Origin of the sequence: Bacillus paralicheniformis, from assembly GCF_001042485.2 — a bacterium.
In the GTDB taxonomy this organism is placed as follows: Bacteria; Bacillota; Bacilli; order Bacillales; family Bacillaceae; genus Bacillus; species Bacillus paralicheniformis.
The window spans coordinates 77,098-101,526 of sequence record NZ_LBMN02000008.1 but is presented as its reverse complement, the minus strand read 5'-3'; the positions used below and the strand labels follow the sequence as shown (position 1 = coordinate 101,526).

At 46.9% G+C, this 24,429-nt stretch carries 21 protein-coding genes, 2 pseudogenes and 1 riboswitch; of the genes and pseudogenes, 13 read left to right on the top strand and 10 right to left on the bottom strand.

Features of this window, described 5'->3' with window-relative positions; genetic code table 11:
- The first annotated feature begins 72 nt into the window (after nt 1-72).
- Both lrpC and ACH97_RS07245 read left to right on the top strand, forming a co-directional pair.
- A complete protein-coding gene (gene lrpC, locus ACH97_RS07250) occupies nt 73-501 on the top strand; it encodes a transcriptional regulator LrpC (protein WP_043926750.1) in 429 nt (142 codons plus the stop codon).
- A 70-nt stretch (nt 502-571) separates the two neighbouring features.
- Nucleotides 572-2,755: a DNA topoisomerase III gene (locus ACH97_RS07245; protein WP_023857894.1), complete on the top strand. Its 2,184-nt coding sequence runs from the start codon at nt 572-574 to the stop codon at nt 2,753-2,755.
- A gap of 158 nt (nt 2,756-2,913) precedes the next feature.
- On the opposite strand, the gene ACH97_RS07240 is transcribed toward ACH97_RS07245, so the two are convergent.
- Genes ACH97_RS07240 through ACH97_RS07230 form a run of 3 tightly spaced genes read right to left on the bottom strand, consistent with a single transcriptional unit; the run spans nt 2,914 to nt 6,282 of the window.
- Nucleotides 2,914-3,831: a prephenate dehydrogenase dimerization domain-containing protein gene (locus ACH97_RS07240; RefSeq protein WP_025810087.1), complete on the bottom strand. Its 918-nt coding sequence runs from the start codon at nt 3,829-3,831 to the stop codon at nt 2,914-2,916.
- Nucleotides 3,828-5,924, bottom strand: coding sequence for an aminodeoxychorismate synthase component I (gene pabB / locus ACH97_RS07235; RefSeq protein ID WP_031305227.1), 2,097 nt, complete (start codon nt 5,922-5,924; stop codon nt 3,828-3,830). Before pabB ends, ACH97_RS07240 begins: the two co-directional genes overlap by 4 nt.
- Nucleotides 5,893-6,282: a chorismate mutase family protein gene (locus tag ACH97_RS07230; RefSeq protein ID WP_075213085.1), complete on the bottom strand. Its 390-nt coding sequence runs from the start codon at nt 6,280-6,282 to the stop codon at nt 5,893-5,895. Before ACH97_RS07230 ends, pabB begins: the two co-directional genes overlap by 32 nt.
- Before the next feature lie 995 nt (nt 6,283-7,277).
- Here ACH97_RS07230 and ACH97_RS07225 point away from each other — a divergent pair.
- Together ACH97_RS07225 and ACH97_RS07220 are read left to right on the top strand one after the other, a co-directional pair.
- Nucleotides 7,278-8,999, top strand: a complete 1,722-nt coding sequence (locus tag ACH97_RS07225) for a pyruvate oxidase (protein ID WP_020450230.1) — start codon at nt 7,278-7,280, stop codon at nt 8,997-8,999.
- A 138-nt stretch (nt 9,000-9,137) separates the two neighbouring features.
- Nucleotides 9,138-9,743 (top strand): annotated as a pseudogene (locus ACH97_RS07220) (lytic polysaccharide monooxygenase auxiliary activity family 9 protein); the annotation flags it as partial.
- 119 nt (nt 9,744-9,862) lie between these two features.
- Here the strand turns inward: ACH97_RS07220 and ACH97_RS07215 are convergent.
- From ACH97_RS07215 to aspA, 5 genes are all read right to left on the bottom strand, one after another.
- A complete protein-coding gene (locus tag ACH97_RS07215) occupies nt 9,863-10,114 on the bottom strand; it encodes a hypothetical protein (RefSeq protein ID WP_020450232.1) in 252 nt (83 codons plus the stop codon).
- Between the two features lie 71 nt (nt 10,115-10,185).
- Nucleotides 10,186-10,737: a GNAT family N-acetyltransferase gene (locus ACH97_RS07210; RefSeq protein WP_020450233.1), complete on the bottom strand. Its 552-nt coding sequence runs from the start codon at nt 10,735-10,737 to the stop codon at nt 10,186-10,188.
- Nucleotides 10,738-10,790: 53 nt separating this feature from the next.
- Nucleotides 10,791-12,071 carry an Nramp family divalent metal transporter gene (locus ACH97_RS07205; protein ID WP_020450234.1) on the bottom strand — a complete coding sequence of 427 codons (1,281 nt, stop codon included), beginning with the start codon at nt 12,069-12,071 and terminating at the stop codon, nt 10,791-10,793.
- Between the two features lie 182 nt (nt 12,072-12,253).
- Nucleotides 12,254-12,514 carry a GlsB/YeaQ/YmgE family stress response membrane protein gene (locus ACH97_RS07200; protein ID WP_020450235.1) on the bottom strand — a complete coding sequence of 87 codons (261 nt, stop codon included), beginning with the start codon at nt 12,512-12,514 and terminating at the stop codon, nt 12,254-12,256.
- A gap of 94 nt (nt 12,515-12,608) precedes the next feature.
- Nucleotides 12,609-14,030, bottom strand: a complete 1,422-nt coding sequence (aspA, locus tag ACH97_RS07195; RefSeq protein ID WP_020450236.1) for an aspartate ammonia-lyase — start codon at nt 14,028-14,030, stop codon at nt 12,609-12,611.
- 306 nt (nt 14,031-14,336) lie between these two features.
- Between aspA and ACH97_RS07190 the strand changes: the two genes are divergently transcribed.
- A complete protein-coding gene (locus tag ACH97_RS07190) occupies nt 14,337-15,521 on the top strand; it encodes a macrolide family glycosyltransferase (protein ID WP_048350627.1) in 1,185 nt (394 codons plus the stop codon).
- Between the two features lie 25 nt (nt 15,522-15,546).
- Here the strand turns inward: ACH97_RS07190 and ACH97_RS07185 are convergent, their stop codons facing one another.
- The gene (locus ACH97_RS07185; protein ID WP_020450238.1) at nt 15,547-15,993 is read right to left on the bottom strand and encodes a DUF2188 domain-containing protein; all 447 of its coding nucleotides are present in this window, start codon (nt 15,991-15,993) and stop codon (nt 15,547-15,549) included.
- Between the two features lie 118 nt (nt 15,994-16,111).
- On the opposite strand from ACH97_RS07185, the gene ACH97_RS07180 reads away from it, so the two are divergent.
- Nucleotides 16,112-16,933 carry an EcsC family protein gene (locus ACH97_RS07180; RefSeq protein ID WP_048350628.1) on the top strand — a complete coding sequence of 274 codons (822 nt, stop codon included), beginning with the start codon at nt 16,112-16,114 and terminating at the stop codon, nt 16,931-16,933.
- Between the two features lie 43 nt (nt 16,934-16,976).
- Here the strand turns inward: ACH97_RS07180 and ACH97_RS07175 are convergent, their stop codons facing one another.
- Nucleotides 16,977-18,266, bottom strand: coding sequence for a Na+/H+ antiporter NhaC family protein (locus ACH97_RS07175; protein ID WP_048350629.1), 1,290 nt, complete (start codon nt 18,264-18,266; stop codon nt 16,977-16,979).
- Between the two features lie 128 nt (nt 18,267-18,394).
- Here ACH97_RS07175 and ACH97_RS24345 point away from each other — a divergent pair.
- The 7 genes and pseudogenes from ACH97_RS24345 to ACH97_RS07140 form a co-directional block, all read left to right on the top strand.
- Nucleotides 18,395-18,724 (top strand): annotated as a pseudogene (locus ACH97_RS24345) (cupin domain-containing protein); the annotation flags it as partial.
- A gap of 6 nt (nt 18,725-18,730) precedes the next feature.
- On the top strand, nt 18,731-19,084 hold the full coding sequence (locus tag ACH97_RS24340) for a YdbC family protein (protein WP_308438569.1): 354 nt from the start codon (nt 18,731-18,733) through the stop codon (nt 19,082-19,084).
- A gap of 101 nt (nt 19,085-19,185) precedes the next feature.
- Nucleotides 19,186-19,626: a glucose starvation-inducible protein GsiB gene (gene gsiB / locus ACH97_RS07165; protein WP_023857883.1), complete on the top strand. Its 441-nt coding sequence runs from the start codon at nt 19,186-19,188 to the stop codon at nt 19,624-19,626.
- 389 nt (nt 19,627-20,015) lie between these two features.
- The gene (locus ACH97_RS07155; RefSeq protein ID WP_023857882.1) at nt 20,016-21,056 is read left to right on the top strand and encodes an AI-2E family transporter; all 1,041 of its coding nucleotides are present in this window, start codon (nt 20,016-20,018) and stop codon (nt 21,054-21,056) included.
- Nucleotides 21,057-21,127: 71 nt separating this feature from the next.
- A riboswitch (cyclic di-AMP (ydaO/yuaA leader) is annotated at nt 21,128-21,269 on the top strand.
- Nucleotides 21,270-21,343: 74 nt separating this feature from the next.
- On the top strand, nt 21,344-22,588 hold the full coding sequence (locus ACH97_RS07150) for a dicarboxylate/amino acid:cation symporter (protein ID WP_048349935.1): 1,245 nt from the start codon (nt 21,344-21,346) through the stop codon (nt 22,586-22,588).
- Nucleotides 22,589-22,655: 67 nt separating this feature from the next.
- Entirely contained in the window at nt 22,656-23,582 is a 927-nt protein-coding gene (locus tag ACH97_RS07145; protein ID WP_026580582.1) for an ABC transporter ATP-binding protein, read from the top strand.
- Nucleotides 23,575-24,342, top strand: a complete 768-nt coding sequence (locus ACH97_RS07140; RefSeq protein ID WP_023857879.1) for an ABC transporter permease — start codon at nt 23,575-23,577, stop codon at nt 24,340-24,342. The genes ACH97_RS07145 and ACH97_RS07140 overlap by 8 nt, the downstream gene beginning before the upstream one ends.
- Nucleotides 24,343-24,429 lie beyond the last annotated feature (87 nt).

The following is a 24,429-nucleotide window of genomic DNA, read 5'->3' as shown; positions in this document are numbered from 1 at the left end:
TGAATTTCGAACGAAAGAATTTTCATGATAATATTAAAATGATGAAATAGAATGAAGGGAATAAAGTTACATATGAAAATTGATGACCTCGATTTTAAAATCATAGCCGAATTAAAGAAAGACAGCCGTTTATCGATGCGGGAGCTGGGCAGGAAGATCAGCCTTTCCGCGCCGTCTGTGACCGAAAGGGTCAGGCGGCTCGAATCGTTCGGCGTCATTAAAAAATATACGCTTGACATCGATTACCAAAAGGTCGGCCTTCCCGTATCCTGCATCATTGAAGCAACGGTGAAAAACGGGGAATACGAAAGGTTTAAAGCGTATATCGAACGCCTCCCGAATATTGAATTCTGCTACCGGATCGCGGGAGCCGCCTGCTATATGCTGAAAATCAATGCAGAGAGCCTGACGCAGATCGAAGCGTTTATCAATGAAACATCACCATATGCCCAAACCGTGACACACGTCATTTTTTCTGAAATTGAAATAAAGGAATCATGAACATTAGAGCTGCATCTGTATCATCTGTTATAATAAAAGGATGCATGAACAAGAAAGTGATGTGATGGACTTGTCTAAAACAGTCGTTTTAGCAGAAAAACCTTCAGTCGGCCGTGACTTGGCCCGCGTGCTGAAGTGTCATAAAAAAGGAAACGGATATCTTGAAGGCGACCGCTATATCGTGACATGGGCGCTCGGCCATCTGGTCACATTGGCGGACCCTGAAGGATACGGAAAGGAATTCCAGTCTTGGCGGCTTGAAGATCTGCCAATCATCCCCGAGCCTTTAAAGCTTGTCGTCATTAAAAAGACCGGAAAGCAGTTTCAGGCGGTTAAATCGCAGCTGATCAGAAAAGACGTCAAAGACATCGTCATAGCAACCGATGCCGGCCGGGAAGGCGAGCTTGTCGCCCGCTGGATCATCGAAAAAGCAAAGATTACGAAGCCATTGAAGCGCCTGTGGATTTCATCGGTCACAGACAAAGCGATTAAAGACGGATTTAAAAACTTAAAGAACGGCAAAGACTTTGAAAACCTTTACCATTCAGCCGTGGCTCGAGCTGAAGCCGATTGGATCGTCGGCATCAACGCGACGAGGGCGCTGACAACGAAATTCAACGCCCAGCTTTCCTGCGGACGCGTACAGACGCCGACATTGGCGATGATCGCGAAAAGAGAGGAAGATATCAAGAACTTTAAACCCGTCCCTTATTTCGGCTTGCGTGCAGCGGTTGACGGTATGACGCTGACGTGGCAGGACAAGAAAACGAAGCAGACCCGCACTTTCAACGCGTCTGTGACGTCACAGCTTGCAGGAGCGCTGCAAGGAAAACCGGCCGCTATCGTCGACTTGAAAAAAACGGCGAAAAAAAGCTTTGCCCCCGGACTTTATGATCTGACCGAGCTGCAGAGGGATGCCCATAAACGCTACGGATTTTCCGCAAAAGAAACGCTGTCCGTTTTGCAGAAGCTCTATGAGCAGCATAAGCTCGTCACCTATCCGCGGACGGACTCAAGATTTCTTTCTAATGACATCGTCCCTACGCTGAAAGACCGTTTGGAAGGCATGCAGGTGAAGCCTTATGCTCAGCATGTGACCCGGATCTTAAAGCATGGCGTTAAAGCCAATAAAAGCTTTGTTAACGATGCGAAAGTATCCGATCACCACGCGATTATTCCGACGGAAGAGCCGCTTGCGCTCGGTGCGTTAAGCGAAAAGGAAAGAAAGCTTTACGATTTGATCGCGAAGCGCTTTCTCGCCGTTTTAATGCCGCCGTTTGAATATGAAGAAACTAAAGTGTTCGCCGAAATCGGTGGAGAAACCTTTACGGCAAAAGGGAAAACCGTTCAGTCGCAAGGCTGGAAAGCGGTGTACGATTTCGCAGACGAAGATGATGACGAGGAAGAAAAGGATCAAACCCTTCCTAAACTCGCAAAAGGCGACACGCTGTCCGTCCGGTCTTTGACAGAGACGAAGGGTGAAACAAAACCGCCGGCGCGGTTTAATGAAGGAACATTACTGTCTGCGATGGAAAATCCGGCCGCATTTATGCAGGGAGAAGAAAAAAACCTTGTGAAGACTCTCGGAGAGACGGGCGGACTCGGGACGGTGGCAACACGCGCCGACATTATCGAAAAGCTGTTCAACACATTCCTGATCGAGAAAAAAGGAAAAGATATCTATATCACCTCAAAAGGAAAACAGCTCCTTGAGCTTGTTCCGTCAGATTTAAAATCTCCTGCCCTCACCGCTGAATGGGAGCAGAAGCTGTCAGGCATTGCGAAAGGAAAACTGAAATCCTCCGCCTTTATCAAAGAAATGAAGGAGTACGCAAAGCAGACGATCAGAGAAATCAAAAGCAGCAATCAAACGTTTAAGCATGACAATATCACAGGGACCCATTGCCCTGACTGCGGAAAACTGATGCTGAAAGTAAACGGCAAACGCGGCACAATGCTCGTCTGCCAGGACAGGGAGTGCGGCCACCGCAAAACAGTCGCCAAACAGACGAACGCCCGCTGCCCGAACTGCCATAAGCGCATGGAACTGCGAGGACACGGAGAAGGCCAGACATTCGCCTGCGTCTGCGGCCACAGAGAAAAACTCTCCGTTTTCGAAAAGCGCAGGGCAAAAGACAAAAATTCAAAAGCATCAAAACGCGATGTACACTCCTACATGAAAAAGCAAAACAAAGATGAGCCAATCAACAACGCGCTCGCCGAACAGCTGAAGAAGCTGAAGCTTGATCAATAATCATCAAACAGCCTGCCGGAAACGGCAGGCTGTTTTAATGTGACCAAATATCACAAAACTAGCGAACTTGTCAGTGGAAAAGTCGCGAATCTACACGATATTTTCATACTTCTATTTATGCCGGAAAGCTGTTCAAAGGAATCAGTTGTTTATAAAATTCAATTAACCGGGGGATTGGTTTGGCTGTGCTTTCCCTCCTTTGGTGCGATTGGCCCTTCAAAGATACTAGTACAGAGATCTTGGTAATGGGCTATTTCAGATCCAAATACCTCTCGGGATTTACGCATCAGTTCGGTGAATACGGACTGATCCCTCACCGATTCATTCAACGATGCAACTGCTTCAGCCAGTGCAGCACGAGCCGTCATTGCTTGGTGGTTCACGGATTGGACGTCCCAATACACATCCGGTGTTCCAGAACTAATCCGTGCCAGTAGCGCAAGCATAGTTGCATGCGGAGGGGGTGCAAGAGAACCAAGTTTTGCAATGTCAACATCTAATTCTGCGAGCGCCAATCCAAAGGTGAGTATCGCTGCATGAGTGAGTGCTTGCAAAGCCGCGGCCAATTGATCATGCTCCTCAGCTTCTAATAGCACCGGACGACCTTTCCAATCTAAAATCATCTGAATCAAATGACTTCCTTTAGGCCCATCGTTTTGAACGATGACAGCTACCGGTCTACCCACGATACTAAGGCTGGGAGCAAACATAGGGTTAAGACCTATGCTTTCGAAAGGCAAACCCAAAGCGTGTATTTTGTTAAATATGGGTGATTGTACAGAAAGAGTGTGCGCCAAGAGAGAATCAGGCTTCATTAACGTCCCGACAACTTTTACTGCTTGAAGAGCCGCGGTCTCTGGTAAAGCGAGCATCACCATGTCGGCCTTTTGGATCTTATCTTTGGCCTGTGGAGTCGGAACCGTAATGTCACATTTCATGAATTGTCGACGAACGGAAGGAGGATTCATATCGATAATACATACTTCAACACCCGATTCTTCAAGAAGGTCTGCAAACATCCCGCCAACGCCGCCGGCTCCTCCCGCAATCACACACTGCCTTATTTCCTGACTCATCTTGAACCTCCCACTGCAGAGACTTCCGCTGCTGCGATAGCTGAGACCATAGCTCGCGCTTTAACCTGAGTTTCTTTGAATTCCTCTTCTGGATCTGACAATGCTACGATCGCTCCTCCGACACCAAAAGTCGCCTTGTCATCGGTCACAACAACTGTGCGGATAACAATACTAAGATCCGCAGCTCCACTCAGTCCAAACCAGCCGAGGCTGCCCGAGTAGACACCGCGGGGGCCCTTCTCGAGTCGGTCTATGATTTCCATCGTCCGAATTTTCGGAGCACCGGTCATCGAACCGCCTGGAAAAGCAGCGCGGACGCAATCAACCGTTGATTTGTCCGGACGTATAGTGCCGCGAATCGTCGAGATCAACTGGTGAACTGGTGCATATGTTTCTACATCGAAAAGCTTAGGTACATGAACAGATCCTATTTCACAAACAGTGTTAAGGTCATTTCTGACTAAGTCAACGATCATTAAGTTCTCTGCGAGATCTTTTTCATCACTTAGCAACTCATTTCGTAATTGGTGATCTTCAGCAGAAGTCCTGCCTCTCATCCGGGTACCCTTGATCGGTTTGGACTCAACGATACGATCAGCACCGATTGAGAGGAACCGTTCCGGAGAGGCACTTAGTACTGCTGCATCCGCAAAGTTTAAAAATGCCCCATAGGGAACCGGACTGATTCTTCTCAGATGCGTATACGTAATCCAAGGATCTATAGGGGTATAAACAGTTGCTGAATTAGTCAAACATATCTCATAGGATTCACCATTGCGGATTTCTTCTAAGCAATTGTTGATCAGTTGAAGATAAGAAGGCCGGTTATGCCGAAACTCGATTGGGATATTGTGGTCTGGCACGGATGTAAGGACTGAATCCTTGTCCGAATCGTTTGCTGCAGCAGGAATGTCATTCAAGATTCGCTCTGCCGTATTTAGCCAGTTGAGTGCTTGCTTATCCTCATCCCCAGTCGAAAGACACAACAGATAGGCTTCCTGTTCAAGATGATCAAAAACAAGCATGCGGTCAACGAAAAGCAGGGCTGCATCAGGAATCTCAGATTGATACCGGCTGCTCCCGCAAGTTTCAGCTTTTAGCTCATAGCCAATGTAGCCCACATAGCCGAGATTGAAGTCAAAGGGAAGGCCTTCCGGAGTAGATGTTGCCCGACGGCAGATTTGCTCATCAAGATAATCATAAAATGACTGTTGAATGAACTCCGTCTCTTGACCCGAACGTTGTACTTTTACAACACCCTCTGCTACTCTATAGGTCAAATATTCAGCATTCTCTCCCGCACCATCGCCAAGATAGGAAAATCGTGACAAGCCTTCGATGACACTGCTGCTGTCAAGCCAGAATCCATGAGGTGCATCAGCAAATAGTGTCTGGTAACTTAACTGAGCGTCAGGAAATCCCGATAATTTTCGAAAATGGATCCGGTAGAAATCGCTTTTAGAATGGGAAGGCTCCTTTAATTTGGGAGACGGTCTGGATCGTTCAGTGCGCTTCGGAGTCAGGTCTCTAAAGTTGGCAAGCAACTCGTGCCCATAATGACTGCAGATTGACTCGGGGTGGAATTGCACACCCCAAATCGGCAGATTGCGGTGTCGAAGCCCCATAATCAACTCATCTTTTGTCCACGCAATCGCTTCCACATCATCACCCAGATCAGTAACGACAAGGGAGTGATAGCGTACGACAGAGAACTCAGGAGGAAGCCCGTCAAAGATATCAACCCCTGAATGGTGAATGACTGATGTTCGTCCATGCATAGGCTCAGAAGCGTGGTTCACCTTCCCGCCAAACAAATGAGCTATGCCTTGATGTCCAAGACAGACTCCGAGGACTGGCAGCTTAGCTTCTTGAATAATAGTTGCATTAATACCAAAGTCCTCAACCCGTTCCGGTCGACCGGGGCCTGGGGAGATCACGATGTTGTCAATCTCATCAATCGGCACTTGTGACCAGTCCACATCATTACGGACAACTATTGGCGGTCGGCCATTTACTTCGCCGATCAATTGATACAGGTTGTAAGTAAATGAATCATAGTTGTCAATTAGAAGTGTTTGTATCCCTGCCCCCATTAAACAAATCCTCCCTTTTTCTTTTTTGGCCGGCCAGGCTTGAAGAAATGTCCTGTCTCCGATTTTCTGAATGGTCAATTACGATATCCTCAACCCTGCACGTTTCAGAAATAATGAGCTCATAAAGGTTACGCAAAAACTCTTGACTTAAACCATTCTCGTCAGCGTATCGAGCTGCCCGTTCCTGGACAAAGTTAATTCGGTGCGGCTGCATCATCGGAATATTATACTCGCGTTTGTATAATCCAATCTTAATGCAGCATTCTAAACGTTCTTTCAATGTATCCAACAGTTGTTCATCAATACGATCAAGTTTTACACGCAGGCCCTCAAGCCCCTTTTCTATTTCTGATAACATGTAAATGCCTCCAATTCTAAATTCTTTTATTAAAGAGAGGGACTTTACCTTGACGATCCGCGTCTCTCCTTTTCACCCGAAACTTAGACTATGAAGTATACGGTTAATAAGATAAGAAGATTTGAGTGTTTCGACTATAGTTTCAGTGAAATTACCTTCAGATCGCAACAACCGAATCTCGAAGACAGATGGCTTCCACAGCACTTGAAACTGATAATCTGCAGCATTATGAATACCTAACGTGCCGAGGAGACTTAACAAGCGGATTGAAATTGTCGTGGTATCTGCATTAATAGAATAGACCAGCTTGTCCTTCTAAAATGGAGTAACCTTGATACAATGCCGCATGACAGGTGGATTCACATACGTACGAGCACTGCTGACCCATCAGATCAGGATGATTGGATAAACAATCCAGTATCAAATGCTAAAAATTTTATAAAAGCAGATTATAATAGTTGCCGCCACGACCACCCCTGTGTTTGACGAAGGATTTAACAATCTTAACTTTCATCGATGCTATGCAAATTCGGTTTATTTCTGTTAAATTATAACTCCGAACCTAAATTATAACAATTTAAATATTAAAAAAAGTTTCAACACTTGTGTGAATGAACTGCGCCGCAATTGCTCTAAAGGATGAAGACCAAATGAAAAGGCATGAGTGCCATACAATTCCGGACTCATGCCAGTCTAACCGCTTCATGACATTTTATTGTCTAACTTCGCTGGGGCATATCAAAATGAGTGGCAGCCTTTTAGTAGATTTGATCATGTATACATGGAGTGGTGCTTAGGATAGGTGCCGCCGGATTTACCGGGCATGGCTTCAAGTTCAGCAGTGTGGCGGAGAGATCTTTATGCGAGATGAGCACGGCTGGGAACACAAAGCATGAAACAGCCGCTGTCGTGGTTTCCTTCACTTTCGTCAGCATGCCGGATCACGTTTCCCGGCAGCGAAAAAGTGGTATGGAAGAAACAAAGGAGGACGTGATATGGCAAACAAAACCGCAGGAAAAGTAGCTGCAGAACTGCTGAAGGAATGGAATATTGATCATGTTTACGGCATGCCGGGGGACAGCGTCAACGAATTTATCGATGAATTGCGGCATGAAGAAAACAGCCTCCGCTTCATTCAAGTGCGCCATGAAGAAACCGCTGCTCTCGCTGCCGCAGCTGATGCGAAGCTGACAGGCAAAATCGGCGTCTGCCTTTCGATAGCTGGCCCGGGTGCCGTTCATCTGCTGAACGGATTGTATGACGCCAAAGCTGACGGGGCGCCTGTGCTGGCGATTACAGGGCAGGTGTCTTCAAATGAAATCGGAAGAGATTACTTTCAGGAGATCGGTCTTGAACGAATGTTTGAGGATGTGGCTGTCTTTAATCAGCAGGTTCATTCGGCCGAAGCCCTGCCTGACCTTTTAAATCAGGCGATCCGTACCGCCTACAGCCAAAAAGGGGTCGCCGTACTGAGCGTATCCGATGATCTGTTTGCGGAAAAGATTAAGCGGAAGCCGGTTTATACGTCTGCGCTTTATATTGAAGGCGATCTTCAACCGAAGCAAAGCCAGCTGATGCAGTGTGCACAATTGATTAATCATGCGAAAAAGCCGGTGATTTTAGCCGGAAAGGGAATGAAATCGGCAAGAGATGAGCTGCTCGAGTTTGCCGATAAAGCGGCCGCACCGATCATCGTTACGCTCCCCGGGAAAGGAGTCGTACCCGATCGGCACCCGCACATGCTCGGGAATCTCGGACACATCGGTACAAAACCCGCATATGAAGCGATGGAGGAAAGCGATCTGTTGATCATGCTGGGGACTTCTTTTCCGTACCGCGATTATCTTCCGGAAGATGCGCCGGCTATTCAGCTTGATAACAACCCGGCGAAAATCGGCAAACGGTATCCTGTCACCGCCGGCCTTGTCTGCGATGCGAAAAAAGGGCTTATGGAACTGACGAAAACCATTGAACGGAAATCGAACCGCGCATTTTTGGAAAGCTGTATACAACATATGAGGAAGTGGCGTTATGAAATTGAAAAAGACGAACAGGTGGCGACAGAACCGCTCAAGCCTCAGCAGGTGATTGCAAGGCTTGAGGACGCAGTCGCCGATGATGCGGTCCTGTCTGTTGACGTCGGAAATGTGACGGTTTGGACGGCGCGCCATTTTAATATGACCAATCAGGATTTTCTGATTTCAAGCTGGCTTGGCACGATGGGATGCGGTCTTCCAGGCGCGATTTCCGCAAAGCTTTCCAATCCGGAGCGCCAAGCTGTAGCCGTGTGCGGAGACGGCGGCTTCAGCATGTCCATGCACGATTTTCCGACTGCTGTCAAATATGACCTGCCCATTGTTGTCGTGATTTTAAATAATCAGAACTTGGGAATGATTCAATATGAACAGCAGGAAAAAGGGCATGTTAATTATGCAACAGCGCTTGAAAACGTCGATTATGCCAAGTTTGCCGAGGCCTGCGGCGGGAAGGGCTTCAGCGTGACAAAGCACGAAGAGCTCATTCCGGCTTTGAAAAATGCCTTTCAATCACAAAAGCCGTCGATTATCGATGTGGCCATAGCAGATGAACCGCCGCTTCCGGGAAAAATATCTTATACACAAGCTGTCAACTACAGCAAATATATGATCAAAAAACTGGTTGAGAAAAAAGAGCTCGACTTGCCGCCGCTGAAAAAAAGTTTAAAAAGGATTTTTTAGTATGATGCCAAGGGAGATCGTCCCTTGGCTTTATCATGTTCAGATGTTAAAATTTGATGGATAGTATTGGGATATCCGCGTTTTTTCTTTTTGCATCAAAACCCGTCTCAACACAATAAAAAGAGAGGGGATTGAAACGTGGATTATTTTAAGAAAAGTACCTTCAGTACAGCTTTCATACTATCAGCCGGATTGCTGTTGATGTCAATCATTCCTCAGCACGCCTTCGCTCATGGTTTTGTCGAAAAACCAGGGAGCAGAGCGGCTCTGTGCAGTGAGGCTTACGGACTTCTCAATCTGAACTGCGGAAGCGTGATGTATGAGCCGCAAAGCCTGGAAGCGAAAAAAGGGTTTCCGCATGACGGCCCGGCAGACGGACAAATAGCATCCGCGGGCGGACTGTTCGGCGGGATTCTTGATCAGCAGTCGGAAAATCGCTGGTTTAAACATATCATGACCGGCGGAGAACACACCTTTACCTGGACATATACCGCCCCCCACAACACCAGCCAATGGCACTACTATATCACCAAAAAAGGCTGGGATCCTGACAAACCGCTAAAGCGTGCAGATTTCGAACGGATTGGAACCGTTCCGCATGATGGTTCCCCTGCATCCCGCCATTTATCTCACCAAATTTACATTCCAGAAGACCGCTCCGGGTATCATGTGATATTGGCCGTTTGGGATGTGGCTGATACTGAAAACGCTTTCTATCAGGTGATCGACGTTGATCTAGTGAACAAATAAAGCCCAGTAGTCTGAAAACCGATTTGTGAATCAGCGGGTTTTGGTGCAAACAGAGAAAATAAGTAATCAAAAACCCCGGCATGTTTTGGGAAAGCCGGGGTTTTTGGTATTCGTTATTTCTTTTTCTTCATGGCGGCAGCCATGAACGGCAGCAGGGTGCCGAACAGCATTGTGCCGCCGAAGAAATTCCCGAGGTAAGGCTGTCCGATCAGGTAACAGACGGCAAATACAGCCGCAGCAAGACCGATCATGATATAGCCTGGATAAAACCTTTTTTTAAAGCTTGTCCGCTGGGTCACCCGGAAAAATATCAGCCCGATGACGAGCGGGACAATCCATAGGTAAAACAGTATAAATACTTTCATAATCAAAACTCCATATTTTTTTATCTATCATACCAGATTGCAGTATAAAATGCGTGTGACAAATCCCGGACTCATTTGCTGCGGGCGAGGTATTCCTCCTTCAGGAGCCCGTATACGAAATGGTCGGCGAAGTGGTCGTGGAGCCACTCGCATTGCCTGAGGCAGCCTTCTTTCGTGAAGCCGAGCCTTTCCGGAATAGCCTGGCTTTTTACGTTTTGAACAGCGGCTCTAATTTCAATTCTGTTTAAATCGTATTCGCTGAAAAGCGTGTCGATCAGCGCCCGGCAGGCATCAGTCATCAGCCCTTTTCCTTGAAAAGGCTCCCCCAGCCAATAGCCGATCGAAGTCGTACGGTTGATCCAATTGATATAATGGAGTCCGATGATTCCGGCAAAATGGCCTTGATGCCATATTCCCGCTTGAAACCCGTTGTTCGCAGCGGCCTGTTTCATGCATTCTTCGATAAAAGCTTCGGTATCCTCCAGCTGCTTTGTGCCGTCCACCCAAAACAGCCATTTCCGCAACACATCTTTAGACTGCTGGATCTGCATATAAACTGCTTTGGCATCTTTTGGTTCGAGCATTTTTAAATAAAGATCATCACGCACCATTAATTTAAACATCCAGAATCCCCCTTTTCTTCAGTATAATATAAAAAAGCCGACCAAGGTCGGCTTTAACCAGAAAATGTATCGTAAATCAAGAAAATATTAAGGGCGACGATTAAGGCGGCGATCAGCCAGGAGACGGCTGTTATCCACTTCGCATTTTTCAGGCTCCCCATAATGCGTTTATTGCTCGTAAATAAGATAAGCGGGATAAGGGCAAATGCGATCCCGAATGACAGGACGACCTGGCTCAAGACAAGAGCGGTTGTCGGATTTACCCCTGAAGCAATAATAGCGATAGGCGGCAACATCGTAATGAACCGTCTTAAATAAAGCGGAATCCTGAAATTAATGAAGCCCTGCATGATAATATCTCCTGAAAGCGTTCCGACAGACGAACTTGATAAACCGGCGATTAACAGGCCGACGCCGAACAGTACGGCGGAAAGCGGACTGACCATGCTGCTGAAGTGGCTGAAGGCCACATCAAGGTCTTCGACAAAAATGCCGTTCTTATAAAACAGTGCAGCGGCGACGATCAGCATGCTCGCATTGATTGCTCCGGCAATCAGCATGGCGATTAAAATGTCGATGAACTCAAACCGGAATATCTTCTTCTTTTCCGCTTCCGTTTTTCCGATCACTCTCCGCTGGGTGAGAGCGGAATGGAGATAGATGGCGTGCGGCATCACGGTCGCTCCCAAGATTCCCGCCGCCAGCAGGATGCTGTCTGCACCATCGAAGCGGGGAACAAACATGCCCTCCAAAACCGAACCGATATCAGGTTTTGCAAAAAAGGTTTGAAAGGCAAAAGCGATCACGACGATGAACAGCATTCCTGTTATCGCCGCTTCTAGCGGCCTGACGCCGCGCCTTTGCAGTTCCAAAATCGCGAAAGATCCGGCGGCTGCAATAATCGATGCTTCAAGCATCGGTATGCCGAACAGCAAGTAGAGACCGAGAGCAGCTCCGATAAATTCAGCCAAGTCGGTCGCGATCACGACAAGCTCTCCCTGAATCCACAAGCCGATGGAGACCGGTTTAGGGAATTCTTCCCGGGCGACTTCGGGCAGATTTTTACCCGTTGCAATTCCGAGCTTGGCAGACAGCGACTGAATCAGCAAAGCCATAATATTTGAAAAAAGAATCACCCATAAAAGCAAGTAGCCGTATTTCGAACCAGCCGCGATATTTGTGGCGAAATTGCCGGGATCAATATAAGCTATAGCCGCGATAAACGCCGGACCCAAAAAAGGGAGCAGCCTTTTGAAGCCTTTGCTTTTTCCGTCCAGTGCATCTTGAGCTTCTTTTGATATTTGCGAGTGTTTGGACAAATCGTGACTGACCATTTGATTCACCTAGATTCTCAGTTGTTTTTCCTTGTACATAAAAGTTTCCTTAGTGCAAAAATTATATCATCATCATATGCCCGCGATGATCAATTGTCAACCATAAGATGCTATAGTATATGCTCAAACGGTTTCGCCCAAACAAAAAACCAGCACCGCTTTTGGGCGATGCTGGCCGGATATTATGCCTGAGAACCCATTCTCCCGCGGAAGATTAGGTTTAAAATGAAGACGAGAATTGCGGCTCCGATTATCGCCGGAAAGATGGCGAATCCCGCAATATCAGGCCCCCACGTTCCAAGCAGCCCGTGGCCGATCCAGGCTCCGATAAAGCCGACAACCATGGAGCCGATAATACCTCCTGGTGCACCGTGGCCTCCGATTGCGCCTCCTATTAAACCGATGACAATGGCTACGATTAAAGAAACGAGAAATCCTAACATTGTCTTTCCACCTCTTTCAATTGATTTATATTACATGTTTAGCCCGTCTCGGGCGTCTATAAACGCTTGAAAGCATATTGAGAAAGACGGCTGGCTATTCCTCGAGAAGCGAAGCGCCTGCGATGCCCGGATGCGTCATTTCATACGGATCCAGAATGAGATCCAATTCTTCCTCTGTCAAAACATCATGGAGCAAACACAGCTCGCGCACTGACCGTCCTGTGGCGATCGCTTCTTTTGCAATTCGTGCGGCAGCTTCATAGCCGAGGTGCGGATTGACGGCCGTAATCGTTCCTACGCTTTTTTCGACGAATTCTTTCAGCCTGATCTCATTCGCTTCAATCCCGGTGATGCAGTAATCGGTAAATACGCGAAATCCGTTGTTCATGATTTTAATCGACTGCAGCAAATTAAAGACGAGTACGGGCTCCATCACGTTTAACTCAAGCTGCCCCGCCTCTGATGCAAGGCAGATGGTATGATCGTTGCCGATCACCTGAAATGCGATCTGGTTCATCAGTTCAGGCATCACCGGATTCACCTTGCCGGGCATGATGGAGGAGCCGGGCTGGCGGGGCGGCAGCCGGATCTCGGCAAGCCCTGCCCTCGGGCCTGACGCCATTAAACGCAAATCGTTGGCGATTTTGGACATGTTCATCATGCCGACTTTCAAAGCAGCCGATACTTCTGTGTAGGCATCCGTATTTTGTGTGGCATCGACAAGATGGTCTGCGCCTTTCAGCTGATAGCCGCTGATATCTGAAAGGTGTTCGACAACGCTTTGAATATATCTCGGATCAGCGTTTAAACCTGTGCCGACAGCGGTGGCCCCCATATTGACTTCATAGAGATGATGCTGCGACTGCCTGATCCGCTGAATATCGCGTTCGATGACCCGGGAATAGGCTTCGAATTCCTGACCGAGCCTGATCGGAACGGCATCCTGAAGATGAGTGCGGCCCATTTTGATAACGGAATCGAACTCCTCCGCTTTTTGGCGGAAGGCATCCAGCATATGTTCCATCGTCGATATAAGCTGTCTTAAGTGATTCAATGTGGCCAGATGAATGGCTGTCGGAAACACATCATTCGTTGATTGGGCCATATTGACATGTGTGTTCGGGCTTAAATGGAAGTAATCACCTTTTTCTTTTCCTAAAAGCTCCAAACCTCTGTTTGCGATAACTTCATTTGTATTCATATTCATTGAAGTGCCGGCGCCGCCTTGAATGGGGTCGACAATAAAATGATCGTGCCAGAGCCCTTCCGCTATTTCGCCGGCCGCTTTTACAATGACTTCGCCGAGCTCTTTATATAAACGTTTAATATCCATATTGGCGAGAGCCGCCGCTTTTTTGACCATTGCCAAAGCTTTAATCAGCTCTTCATCAATCCGGTAGCCTGTAATCGGAAAGTTCTCCACGGCCCTCATGGTTTGTACGCCGTAATAGGCGTCAGCCGGAACTTCTTTTTCGCCTAGAAAATCCTTTTCGATCCTGGTTGCTTTCGTATCCATGGCAAAACCTCCGTAGGTTGTTTCTTATGATGTATTGTGCCTCGATCGGCCGTGTTTTAATTTGCTTTTAAAAAAAGGAAAATCGTCTTCTGATTGGGGCTGTCAAGTAATAAAGAGCCTGTTTTCTCTAATAATATACGCTCATTTGAATGGCAAAAAAATTTAAAGGAAAGATATGCAGAAACAGACAAATGGTTATATAGTTATGTTTATGTATTATTAACTTAATTAAATTTCTTTACTTCATTTGTCTTTTTGTAGTAAATTTCCTTATATAAATTTTCGTATGAGAAAGGAAGAGCTGTGATGGGACATGTACTGATGATCAATTTCCCGGGGGAGGGGCACATCAATCCCTCTCTTGGCGTCACAAAGGAGCTGCAAAGACGAGGAGAAAGCATCGTCTATTATGCAGTTGAGGAATACGCTGAAAAAATTAAAAAAACAGGGGCGGAAGTCCGTTTATACCCGGATTTCAGAGAGGCTTTATCACCCGGGAAAGAAAGAGAAAAGATGGACTTTGCCGAGTTGGTATACAATATGTCAGGTAAAGTCGATGAGATCGTTCAGCTCATCTGCCAGGAAGTCAGGGACGAGTCTTATGATTATGTGATATATGACCATCACTTTTTGGCGGGGAAAATCATTGCTGAAATGCTTGGGCTGCCGAGCGTTTCGTTATGTACGACATTTGCAATGGACGAGACGTTCGCAAAAACGTTTACCCTGCAAGGCGACCTTGAAAGCTCGCCGTATTTTGAAAAATTGAAGCAATCCCTTGGCGAATTAAGTGAGCGGTACCCCGTCAGTCTCGACAAGCCGTTTGACGTATTCTCCTGTCCGGGGGACATTACGATTGTCTTTACCTCCAGGGAGTTTCAGCCTCATGCCGAGCGATTTGGAAATGACTATTTGTTTGTCGGGCCGTCGATTACGAGCAGACAGGATCCAGGCAGCTTCCCGTTCGCTGAGCTGGAGGGGGAAACCGTCATCGTGATCTCGATGGGCACGATCTTTAATCAGCAAAAAGAGCTGTATCATATGTGTATCGAAGCGTTGAAAGACTTTGACGGCAAGGTGGTTATGGCTGTTGGGAAATCAACGGATCCCGCGGATCTCGGCACCATACCGGATCATTTTATCGTGAGGCCGTATATCCCGCAATTGGAGGTTTTGAAAAAAGCCGATGTATTTGTCACCCACGGCGGCATGAACAGTACAAATGAAGGCCTGTATTTTGATACGCCGCTCATCGTCATTCCGATGGGTGCTGACCAGTTTTTCGTCGCAGCTCAGGTGGAACGGACAGGGGCCGGGATCAAGCTTGATAAAAATGAACTTTCTCCGGCTGTTTTACAAAAAACGATTGAAGATATGCTTGAAAACCGCTCCTATAAAGACGGCGCCGCCAAAATCGGCCGCTCGCTCCGCGATGCCGGCGGCTATCAAAAAGCAGCTGATGCTGTATTGGAGTTGGCGGGGAAAAAATAAGACGCTCCAAAAACGGAGCGCCCCGTTAATTCATCCTGATCTTCCGCTCCACACTGCCGTCTTTTTTATGGACGATGACGGCAGTGCCTTTGTTTTCGGCGATTTCTTTCGCCCGTTCGACGGCTTCTGCTTTTGTATCCTTTACTTCGCTGGCCCGCTTGGCGTCTTCGGCTTTGACTGCCCAGCCTTTTTCGTGTTTAATGACATGCTCGCACTTTTCCGCAAGCTCCGGCCTGCTGCTCGAACCGCTGTCACCGCGTACCGTTTCATCAGCTTCCTCCGCATAGGATTTGAGTTCGCTTTTGCTCCTGTTATCCGCCCATTCCTTCGCCTGACTCGTCGCGATCGGAATCGCCCGGCTTTCGTCGTATCCTTCGTCTACCATTGCATTCGCAATTTCAATGGCTTTCTTTTTTACCGGTTTGTCCAAATGTTTCAATGAAGCGGGATAGTCTTCCATTGACCATGGCATTTGATCATTCCTCCTTTTACATAAAGGTTTACCCTCCGGCTGCCGATCAAAAAACACGGATTCATAAAGTGAATCATTGTATACTATAAAAAAACACGATTGAGAGGGCGAACCTTCTGTGCGCAACGATAAAACAGATTTGGAAAACGAACTGAAAAAAATTGAAAAATGGGAAAAAGAGCAGCAGAAAGCGTGGTTTTGGGAAAGGATCGGGCGGCTGCCGTTCAAGGTTCTGGACAAGCTTACACCGGCATTCATTCAAGATAAAATCGGTCTCTTGCTCGACGAAATCGGCGGCTTTATTCAAAACGGCGGCCAATATTTAACGTCCGAAAAACATCTGATCCGCCAGTTTCAAAAAAAGTTCCCGGATGAAACGATCGAAACGGTCGAAGATATTCAAAGGGCTCCTTTGGAAGTGATGGATCAAATGTGTGAAAACCTCGGAAAAAACAGGGCGAATACCGCGGCTGTCCAAGGAGCGACAACAGGTGTCGGCGGCTTATTCACGCTTGCCGTCGATATTCCCGCCATCCTCGGCCTTTCATTGAAGACATTACAGGACATCGCGGTGTCTTACGGCTACGATCCTAAAGAAAAAACGGAGCGGATGTTCATTATTAAATGCCTGCAGCTCAGCGCCGCTGATATTGTCGGGAAAAGGGTGATCATTCAGGAACTCAGCCGATACCATCTACATTCAGGCTCACGGGAAAATATGATTTCGCAAATTCAAGGCTGGCGGGAGGTTGTTTATACATACCGCGATTCTTTCGGATGGAAAAAGCTGTTTCAAATGGTGCCCGTCGCAGGCATCCTCTTTGGCGCAATCTCAAACCGTTCAATGGTGAACGGCGTTGCCGAAACAGGAATGATGATGTATAAAAAGCGGAGGATCATGGAAAGGCTTGCGGAGCTGGACGCCGCAGAAACAGAGTGATAAAAAGGCTGCCGTTTCGATAACGGCAGCCTTTTTCATAGAGTTACGCTTTTTCCGTAAAGCGAGGCAGTCTGAAGATAATCGCGCATATGCCGCAGACGCCGATCAAAATCGGATAAAAAGAATAAGGAAGAATGCTGACAGGCGATATTTTCGCGATTTGTGCAGCTGACAGCATTTGCGCGCCGTAAGGAATCAATCCTTGTATCACACAGGAAAAGATATCGAGGATGCTCGCCGATTTCCTATTGTCGATTCCGTACCGGTCGGATAAATCTTTTGCCAGCGGCCCCGCTGTAATGATGGCAATCGTATTGTTGGCCGTCGCCAGGTTTGCCGCGCTGACAAGGCCGGCAATGCCCGCTTCCGCTCCTTTTTTTGAACGGATTCTCCGCGATACAAATTGAAGGAGAAATGCGATCCCGCCGTTTCGCTTCATCATTTCCGCCATTCCGCCAATCAGAAGCGATAAAATGATCAGTTCGGACATCCCGCCGATGCCTTCGGTGATCGCGGTTAAATACGTATGAAGCGTCAGGCTGCCGTCGGAAATACCGATTACTCCGGCTAACACGATGCCGCCGAAAATAACGGCCATAACATTAAATCCGAGAAGGGCGAATATCAGAACCCCGAGATACGGCAGCACCTTCACCCAGCTGTAAGTCCCGGCTTGTGCGGCAGGATGCCCTCCGGCTGAAAACACCATCAGCAGGATGACCGTGGCAACCGCGGCAGGCAGGACGATCAGGAAATTCGTTTTAAACTTGTCCGACATTTTCGTCTTTTGTGTGCGGACAGCGGCAATGGTCGTATCGGAAATAAATGATAAGTTATCACCGAACATCGCGCCCCCCACAACCGCAGCAACCGAATAGGCCGCCGGAACGCCGATTTCGGCGCTGATCCCTGCTGCGATCGGAGCGAGCGCAGCAATCGTTCCGGTTGACGTGCCCATCGACACAGAGATAAACGCAGCGATGATAAATAAACCGGCAACCATAAACTGCCCCGGTACAAACGAAAGCGCAAGATTAACGGTTGATTCAACGGCCCCCATCGCCTTTGCGGCTGATGAAAACGCGCCGGCCAAAATAAAGATCATCACCATGATCATAATATCGGGGTGTCCAGCGCCTTTCGCAAACCACTCCGTCTTTTGGCTGAGCTTCTCCTTACGGTTCATCGCCAGTGAGACAACCGATGCCGCAAGCGCCGCGGCCACGATTGGCAGGCTGTAAAAATCGCCTGTGATCAAGCCTGATCCAACGAATAAACAAACAAATAAAAACAGCGGCAAAAGCCCTGAAGCTTTTCCGTTTTGATTTTGCATGATGTACACCTCTTCTATAGGTTCAAACCGTTTTTTCACCAATATCCAACACTTTAAAAGGCGAACGCTCAAAAGTCAAATGGTAAAATAAGTTCGGGAGAAAATCAAATGAAAGAGGAGTGAAGCTGATGGATCGCAAAACGAGTCTTCTTGAATTGACAAAGGAAGTCACAGAAAAGCATGCCAATTTTTCCGTTTCGGAAGTGAACGACCATTGTATGCGAATTGCTGTTTTGGAGGGCGAATACGTATGGCATTTCCATCCCGGCTCAGATGAGCTGTTTATTGTTTTGGAAGGAGAGCTGTTGATCGACTTTCAGGACCGTCCCACAGAAGTCCTGAAAGCGAACGATTCCCTGCTGATTCCGAAAGGCGTCATTCACCGGACGCGCGCTGATGTAAGGTCGGTTAACCTTTGTATAGAAAAAACTAATGCGGAAACCGTCCCGTTCGCGGAAGGGAATGTGCTGAAGCTGATACGGTGCAAACCAGCCGGACAACAGCTTCATGCATTCAGCGAGGCGCAGGCCAAATGGGCTCCGCTGCAAAACGTCAGCGGATTCATCAGACAGTGGGGTGGATGGATGGAAACAGAAAACGGGCCGGAAGCCGTCGTCCTGGTGCTTTGGAAATCAAAGCGCGATTATTTGAACTTTATGGCCGATCATCATGATGCAATATATGAAAGAACGAATCAGAAAGGTACGTTCGAATCCATCAACATTACCCTGTTTGAAGAGCCTGCCGAGATATCTAAGACGCTGCAGAACAATACGCCGGCTCCGGTACCGGAATGGACGGTAAAAGGCAGCGGATGATTGCATGATTCCCGGACTCTTTCGTGAATGTGCTATTTGTGTTTACGCTTTTTGAAATGTGGAATGTAAAAACCATAACACTTCAAAAGGAGGAATCGAAAATGGCAAACAATAATGACAACAACAAAATGAGCAGGGAAGAAGCAGGCAGAAAAGGCGGAGAAAAAACAAGCCAAAACCATGATAAAGAATTCTACCAAGAGATCGGTCAAAAAGGCGGAGAAGCCACAAGCAAAAATCATGACAAAGAATTCTACCAGGAAATCGGCGAAAAAGGCGGGGAAGCCACAAGCCGTAATCATGACAAAGAATTCTACCAGGAAATCGGTGAAAAAGGCGGAGAAGCCACAAGCCGTAATCATGACAAAGAATTCTACCAGGAAATCGGTGAAAAGGGCGGAGAAGCCACAAGCAAAAACCATGACAAAGAATTCTACCAGGAGATCGGTCAAAAAGGCGGAGAAGCCACAAGCCGAAACCATGACAAGGAGTTCTATCAAGAAAACGGTGAAAAAGGCGGACGCCAAAGAAGAAGCGGTTAATGTACGGTGAAGAGAGGGGCTGACAAACAGTCCCTCTCAGCGTGTCGACAAACCCTCGCATTCGTTGTCAGGCCTGCGCGTCGGTGCTCACGAATTGCAACATTCGCTCCGCCCCAATGCTCGGCCTTCCTAGACTGCAAGGGTTGAGGGTCACGCTGAAAGGATTTTGTCAATAATCTGGAGGGGCTGAACATCAGCCCCTCCTTTTTTATGGAAGATGCCTGCCGCTACCGCACGAGCGCTCATATTAAAATATTATTAATTATTGATCTTCTGAAGAGATTTCCGGTCTGTTTTGTTATATAATTTACAGATGATGCATCAAATTGTAATTATAAAAGTTTGAATGCTAAAAGTTAAGGACTAAAGTACTGGTGGGAGTGTACCGAATGGCAGCGTTGATTAAATTTTTTCAGCATCCTGGGGTCAGGCGTTTTTCAGTTTTTGTTGTATTGGCGGGAGTTTTATATCTGTTCCGCAGCATGATGAATCTCATATTGCTCACATTTATCTTTACGTTTTTGATGAACCGTCTGGAAAATGTGATCCGCGGTTTTTTAAACCGCTTTATTAAAGTCAGCCAGAGACTGATTATTTCCTGTTTGTATGCGGCTCTTGCCATCGCGCTTTCGATCGGCGGTGTGGTCTATTACCCCGTGATCGTCACCCAGATTCAGCAGCTGATCAAACAAGGAAAGTATATTGCTTCTCACCCTGACAGCATTCCTTTTCTCGATATGATCACCGGTATGTTCGGCGATATCAATTTGACATCCTATTTGGAAAAAGGTCTTAACTTTATCTATACATATATCACAGATATTAGCGCGTTTGGCCTGCAGGTGGTTATGTCATTGGTTCTCAGCATGTTCTTATTGATCGAAAAAGACAAGGTCTTGAGCTTAATGGATAAATTTAAGACGAGCAAAATAGCCATTTTCTACGAGGAAATTGCTTACTTTGGTAAAAAATTCACGAGAACGTTCGGAAAGGTGCTTGAGGCTCAGTTTATTATCGCCTCCATCAATTGCGCATTGACGACCATTGCCCTCGCGATTATGGGTTTTCCTCAGCTATTCGGCCTTGCTGTCATGGTGTTTTTCCTCGGGCTGGTTCCGGTCGCAGGCGTTGTGCTCTCCCTTATTCCGTTAAGCATTATCGCCTACAGTATCGGCGGAATCGCTTATATCGTATCACTGGTATTGGTCATCATGATCGTCCATGCGATAGAGGCCTATTTCCTCAATCCGAAACTGATGTCCGCCAAGACGGAGCTGCCGATTTTCTTCACGTTTATCGTGCTGATTTTTTCTGAACATTTCATAGGGATTTGGGGTTTAATTATCGGTATTCCGATATTTGTTTTCCTGCTTGATATCCTTGATGTCACAAGTCAAGAGAAAAGCCGAACAGCGGGCACCCGAAAATAGCATATATTTGTAAATCAGAAAATTTGGTTTACATATTTCGAATTTTCAGGTATAACTGTTATATAACGAAATAGCGCCACACGTTTAATCCTTTAGTAGGAGTGGGGGACCCGATCATTTGGGGTGAATTTTTCTGTTCCCGTGCGAACTGAAAGACGGACATCTCTTCGTCCGAACCCGTCAGCTAACCTCATCAACGTGAAGAGAGTCATGTGGAACCAATTTTAATGGTAAAAGCCCATGGGAGATCTCTCATGGGCTTTTTTTGGAAAGGGGAGATATGTTATATGAAGTTAGCAACAAAAATTATTATCGCTCTATTACTCGGTGCAGTCGTCGGTATTATACTGAACGTCACTTCGCCGGATTTATTTAGCAAGCTTAATACATTTTTATTCGGGCCGCTCGGCACGATCTTCCTCAACTTAATTAAAATGCTCGTTGTACCGATTGTTTTCTTTTCTCTCACTTTAGGGGTAGCAGGACTTGGAGATCCAAAGAAACTGGGCAGAATCGGTGCCAAAACGATTTCTTTCTTTTTAGTTACAACGGCAATTGCCATTATTATCGGACTTATTTTAGCGTTGGTCATCAAACCGGGAACCATCGGAACATATGATACAAGCGCTGCGGAATATTCAGCTGAGAAAGCGCCGAGCATTGCCGAAACGCTTTTGAATATCATTCCGACAAACCCGGTTCAGGCAATGGCTGAAGGAAATATGCTGCAAATCATTGCTTTCTCCATTTTGGTCGGTCTCGGAATTACGATGCTCGGCAAAAAAGCGGACGCTCTTCTCAAAGTGGTTGAACAAGGTAACGATCTAATGATGTATCTCGTCAATCTCGTCATGAAGTTCGCACCGTACGGTACGTTCGGCTTGATTGCCGGGGCAATCGGAAGTCAAGGCTGGGACGCCATTAAAGCAATGGGGCTTTATATGATCGTCGTCATTCTGGCGCTGTTCATCCACACCATCGTCACATACGGCTCAGCGATTGCGTTTTTGGCAAAGCGGAACCCGCTCACATTCTTTAAAGATTTTTCAGAGGTTATGCTTGTTGCCTTCAGTACGTCAAGCAGCAACGCGACGCTTCCGGTTTCGATGGATGTCGCTCAAAGAAAGCTGAAAGTGCCAGAGCCGATCTCAAGCTTTGTTCAGCCGCTTGGAGCTACGATCAACATGGATGGCACGGCGATTATGCAAGGGGTAGCGACGGTCTTTATCGCTCAGGTGTACGGCAATGACCTGTCACTGACACAGCTGTTGATGGTTGTTCTCACCGCAGTGCTTGCCAGCATTGGAACAGCGGGTGTTCCGGGTGTCGGACTGATTATGCTCGCCATGGTTCTTCAAACAGTTGGCCTTCCAGTTGAAGGAATTGCGCTAATATTGGGAATTGACCGACTTCTGGACATGATTCGTACGGCTGTCAATACAACAGGTGATGCAGCATGCGCAGTCATCGTCACCGAAACGGAAAAGAAACACGGCAAAATCGAAGCCCCTCATAGTGAAGTGTCCGTGTAACTCAAAAATGATATAATCAAACAGTGCCTTCGGCACTGTTTATTTTTTTGGGAAAGAGGAGGGGGCTATGACAAAGCAGCCTGTTTTACATATAGAAAATGTTGATAAAATCATAGACGGCAAAACAATATTGAAGGATATCCGCTTAACGGCGGATGAAGGGGAGATCATCGGCCTGCTTGGACCGAACGGATCAGGAAAAACGACCCTTATTAAATTGATTACCGGGTTAATTAAAATGAAGAGCGGATCAATTGTCATAAACGGCTTTCCGATTGACCGCCAATTTGAAAAAGCGATCCGGTCGGTCGGAGCCATCGTTGAAAATCCTGAATTTTATCCGTATCTGACAGGCTATGAAAATCTGAAACACTATGCAAATATGCACGCTGGAATCGGTCGGGATAGACTGGCGGAAGTGATCAGCAGGGTCGGGCTAGAAGATGCCGCAGAAGACAAGGTCAAAACATACTCGCTCGGAATGAAACAGCGCCTCGGTATTGCCCAGGCGATTCTTCACCGGCCGAAGCTGCTGATTTTGGATGAGCCGACGAACGGATTGGACCCGGCGGGAATGAAAGATTTCCGCGAACACTTGCGTGAGCTTGCCGAAGAAGAAGGAACGGCGATCCTGTTTGCGACCCACTTGCTGAAGGAAGTGGAAGATTTGTGCGATCGGGTCGTCATCCTTCAACAAGGGAAAATCAAATCAACCGTCGTCCTCAATGATGCGGATGAAAAGCAGGAAAAGGCGATGCTGGAGGTACAGCCCTATGACAAAGCGCTTCAGTGGCTGAAAGACCAGGGATACGAAGCCCACGCCGAAAAAGGTCTCCTCGCCGTAAAGGTGGCGAAAGCGCAAATTCCTGCTTTAAATCAACAGCTTGTCGCCAATGAGATTGACGTCTATTCGATCGCTCCGTTTAAGCAGTCTCTTGAGGATGAATATATGGCGCGGACGAATGGAACGGAAGAGAGGAATACTGATGTTTAAACTGATTCAAAACGAGCATGTTAAATTGCTGAAGCGAAAAGTAACATTTGTATCGCTGGCGCTGATCGCAGTCTTTCAATTTCTCCTCGCGCTCATAACGAAAAGAATCCTGATGAGCGCCGGGACAGAGGATCATTTTATCGGCTATTTTTCATTCACCCCAAACCTGAATATCCTTTTGCAGGGGCTTTCGATTGTGGTGGCGGCTTCAATTATATCTTTTGAATATGATAAAAAGACGATCAAATTTTTGCTGATCCGCCCTGTCAGAAGAGAAAAAATTCTTGTTTCAAAATACGTGACGAGCGTGCTCGCAAGCATTTGGCTCTTTATCATTTACTACGGATTTTCTTTATTGTTCGGTCTGCTCTTTTTCGGCGTGAAGCTCGACGAAAAAGCGGAGCCGCTCTTTATCAATACGGTGACAATGATCGGTACGCAGTGGTTTGAAGTATGGATGATGGTTTCCTTTGCGTTTTTATGCTCTGCATTGTTTAAAAGCAGCGCGCTCAGCATCATGGTGTCGATCGTCGTACTGTACGGCGCCAAAATGCTTGTGACGATCATGTCGTATTTGGAAAAACCGCTCGGTAAATTTTTGTTGTTCGCTAATACTGATTTAACGCAATACGCCGGAGAGGCCAAGCCGCTTTTTAGCGGGATGACGCCTTTGTTTTCACTCGTCATCGTCTTTCTCCATCTCGTGTTTTTTCTCGGAACGGCGTGGTGGGCCTTTTGTAAACGCGATATGAAAGTATAAAATATTTTGTCTAAAGTGTGACAAAAGGAATGACATTTTTGTGAAATATGTCGTAATTACCGTGTGAATTTCCTATCCTAAATTATA